This is a genomic window from Gelidibacter sp. (assembly GCF_039916245.1).
Classification (GTDB): Bacteria; Bacteroidota; Bacteroidia; order Flavobacteriales; family Flavobacteriaceae; genus Gelidibacter.
Window position 1 is genome coordinate 1 of record NZ_JBDSLS010000080.1, and the last position, 3689, is coordinate 3689.

Annotated in this window: 4 protein-coding genes; 1 reads left to right on the forward strand and 3 read right to left on the reverse strand. The window is 38.5% G+C overall.

The window, feature by feature from the left end; all coding sequences use genetic code 11:
• The 3 genes from ABIQ28_RS03825 to ABIQ28_RS03835 all read right to left on the reverse strand — a co-directional run.
• A partial coding sequence (locus ABIQ28_RS03825) for an HAD hydrolase-like protein (RefSeq protein WP_348035425.1) occupies nucleotides 1-208 on the reverse strand: 208 nt, incomplete at its 3' end.
• Nucleotides 201-1733 (reverse strand): MFS transporter, encoded by a 1533-nt coding sequence (locus ABIQ28_RS03830; protein ID WP_348035426.1) that lies wholly within the window; start codon nucleotides 1731-1733, stop codon nucleotides 201-203. The genes ABIQ28_RS03825 and ABIQ28_RS03830, both read right to left, overlap by 8 nt.
• A 127-nt stretch (nucleotides 1734-1860) precedes the next feature.
• Entirely contained in the window at nucleotides 1861-2901 is a 1041-nt protein-coding gene (locus ABIQ28_RS03835; protein ID WP_348035427.1) for a LacI family DNA-binding transcriptional regulator, read from the reverse strand.
• A gap of 327 nt (nucleotides 2902-3228) precedes the next feature.
• On the opposite strand from ABIQ28_RS03835, the gene ABIQ28_RS03840 reads away from it, so the two are divergent.
• On the forward strand, nucleotides 3229-3689 hold a 461-nt coding region (locus ABIQ28_RS03840; protein WP_348035428.1), incomplete at its 3' end, for a carboxypeptidase-like regulatory domain-containing protein.

Here is a 3689-nt window from a genome sequence, read left to right on the forward strand (position 1 = left end):
TAAATTCATCTTCGCTCACGCTTTTATTTCCCCAAGCGAGAATTTTCTCTAAGGATTTCACTCTGCTCACCCCTTTCAATTGTTCGTTTTGTTCGTGCGTGAAATCAAAACCCATACTATTGGCCAATTTCCGCCAGGCCAAAAAATGATATTTTGCAGTATCGACGATTACGCCGTCAAGGTCAAATATGAATGCTTTTTTACTCATTGATTGTTATTGTTTCTTTGTCATTGACCATTAGTGAAAGAATGCCTGCCAAGATCATTGAGCAGCCTCCGATCAATAAGGCATAAATAGGTTCATTATTAAAAAATTTGGAGACTAAAAACCCTAAAATAGAAGCAGCCACCAATTGCGGAATCACAATAAAGAAGTTAAAAACACCCATATAGTATCCCATTTTAGAAGCTGGTAAAGATCCTGAAAGCATGGCATAAGGAACGGATAGAATACTCGCCCAAGCTACACCTACGCCAATCATTGGCAACCATTCAATCATAAAAGTGGTTGGATTTGTGATGAAATAAAGTGACATCAGTCCCAATCCACCAGCAACCAAAGCCAAGAAATGTGTAAATTTCCGACTCGTTCGCTTTGCCAATAGCGGCAATAAAAAGGCGACGGCTGCCGCAATGATATTGTAATTGGCAAACATTTCGCCCACCTGATTGGCGCCTATATTATAAGCTTCCGAAGTGGTATCGGTCGTTTTATAAATATGTTCGGTCACTGCTCCTGTGGCATAAATCCACATAGAAAATAATGCAAACCAAGAAAAGAACTGCACCCAAGCCAATTGTTTCATGACCTTTGGCATCATCTGAAAATCGTTCACGATATTGACAAAGCCGTTTTTAGAATTGTTTTTCTGCAGGAGTCCAGATACAATTAAGGCCAGTCCTCCAAAAGATATTAATCCTAAGGTTAGCACATAAAGATCTGCTTTGAGATGGTAATTATAAACCAAAAAGGAAGCAAGCAAACCAATAAACAAAACAATGATCCCCTTAATTAAATGCGAAGTGCCATTTTTTTGATACCATTCCTCAGAAAAATCGCTTTCCACAGGTTTCGATTCTTTTTCCTGAGCTTCAAAAGCTCGTATTTCTTCGGGAGAATATTCCTTGGAACGCAAAACCGTCCACAACACCGCTACAAAAAAGGCGACACCACCAATGTAAAAGGAGTACTTGACCGAATCGGGAATAATTCCTTCTGCTGCGGTATTGGCGACTCCAAAGTACGTCAACATCAACGGCAATTTTGAAGCCACATAAGCCCCAATCCCAATAAAGAAACTCTGCATGGCAAAGCCTTTAGTGCGTTGTTCGTCTGGAAGGTTGTCGCCCACAAAGGCCCGGAAAGGCTCCATGGACACGTTAATGGAGGCATCCAAAATCCACAGCATGCCAGCCGCTACCCAGAGTACTGGCGAATTAGGCATGATAAACAAAGCTAAAGAGGCCAAAATAGCACCCACCAAAAAATAAGGTCGGCGACGGCCCAATCGGGAATGCCAAGTGCGATCACTCAAATAGCCAATAATAGGCTGAACAATTAACCCCGTTAAAGGTGCGGCAACCCAAAGAATGGGGATGTCATCAATCTCGGCTCCTAAAGTTTGGAAAATTCGGCTAACATTAGCATTTTGTAGGGCAAAACCCATCTGGATTCCTAAGAAACCGAAACTCATGTTCCAGATTTCCCAAAAACCAAGTGTACGCTTTTTCATTAATAGTATGTTTAAATTAATACTATTGACAAGCGATAAAACTCATCAAAACTTATTTGTAAGAAGTGAAAATAAAGTTTTGAATTGTGGCAAAGATAATAAAGTTTTTAAATGGACAATACTTTTTTTATTTGGTGGAGTCTCTTTCTATAAGTTCTGTTTCGATTACAACGGTTTCAAAATGCTCTTCTTCATCTTCGCGTTCAAGGTTATCAATCAGCAGTTCAGCAGCCTTTTCGCCCATTTCTTGACCATGCTGACTTACGGTGGTTAAACTTGGTGTGGCATGTTTGGAAAGCACGCCATCTGTAAAGCCAATAACCTGAAGATCATCTGGAATTTTCATACCCATATTGCGCGCTACTTTCATAGCTATAATGGCGTATAATTCATTTACAGCAAAGACACCATCTATGTTTTTGTTGTTTTGAAATAAACCTTTTATTTCCGCTTCCAAAGATTCCAAATGATCTTCAGAAACCAATTCATCATTAACCTTAAGAATCAAATTTGGATCTGGGGTTATTTTGTAATCTTCTAATGCTTCCAAATAACCCTGAGTCCTTAATTTACCGACACTCACATAATCTTTCGTAGTAATTATCGCCACATTTTCACAGCCGTTGGACAGGAGTTTGGTTACGGCGTTTTTTGACCCTTTTAAATCATCAATAATAACCTTGTCACAGTTGATTTCATTGACCACACGGTCAAACATGACAATCGGCATCCCTTGATTAATCGTTTCCTTAAAATGATGGTAATCCTGTTTTTGTAAAGTTTCCTTCGAAATAGAAAGGATAAAACCGTCAATACTACCACTGGCCAACATTTGCATATTAATAATCTCTTTATCAAAAGATTCATTGGACAAACCGATGATGACATTATACCCTCTTTTATTGGCCACCAACTCAATACCTCTAATGACCTTTGAGAAAAAATGGTGTACAATTTCGGGAATAATGACGCCTATCGTTTTTGTTTTTTGATTTTGTAGGCTGAGTGCGATATTGTTAGGGCGGTAGTTATAAAACTTGGCAAAAGCCTGTACTTTTTGCCGGGTATCTTCACTAATTTCTAAACTATCTCTCAGCGCTTTTGAAACCGTAGAGATTGAAACGTCTAATTCTCTTGCAATCTGTTTTAAGGTAATTTTCTTTTTCATATGTAAGTTTATGATCAAAACTGTTTTTTAAATATCTATAATTTAATCATAATTAACAACACTTTCTAACCCGAAAAATCAAAGGTATGGCATTGTTGTTTATTGCTCGATTTTTTGATTATTTTCAGGCCATTCCTCACATTTATAAAGAAAGTTGTCAACACGCAAACGTTTTCGTTGCTAATCTGATAATGGCAACTCTCCAATTGATCTAAAATTTACATAGATTTAACTCAAGAAGTGAGAATATTAGTGAATTATTAACGCAATCAACTTTAAAAATAGTGTATGAAAACATTTATGAATGGCTTAATGTTACTGGTATTTATGATACCCTCAGTCCTGTGGTCTCAAACCACTGTTTCTGGGACCGTTACAGAGCAAGCTAACGCATTACCCGTACCAGGCGTAAATATTACAGTTAAAGGAACTGCCACTGGAACTACTACAGATTTTAATGGCAACTACAGCATCAGCGTGAGAAACGGTGAAGTTGTTGTGTTTTCTTATGTTGGGTTCAAACCTCAGGAAATCATCTATAATGGACAACCAAAATTAAACGTTGCACTTATGGAAGATACCGCTCAATTGGACGAAATTGTTTTGATTGGATATGGTGCTACGACTAAGCAAGATGCTACAGGTGCTGTTGAAAAAATCGGCGAAAAAGAATTTAACCAAGGAGCCATCGTTTCACCAGAACAGTTATTGTCTGGTAAGTCTGCTGGGGTTCGCATCACCTCCGGTGGTGGAGATCCAGGTGGAGGGTCTGAAATCAGAATTAGAGG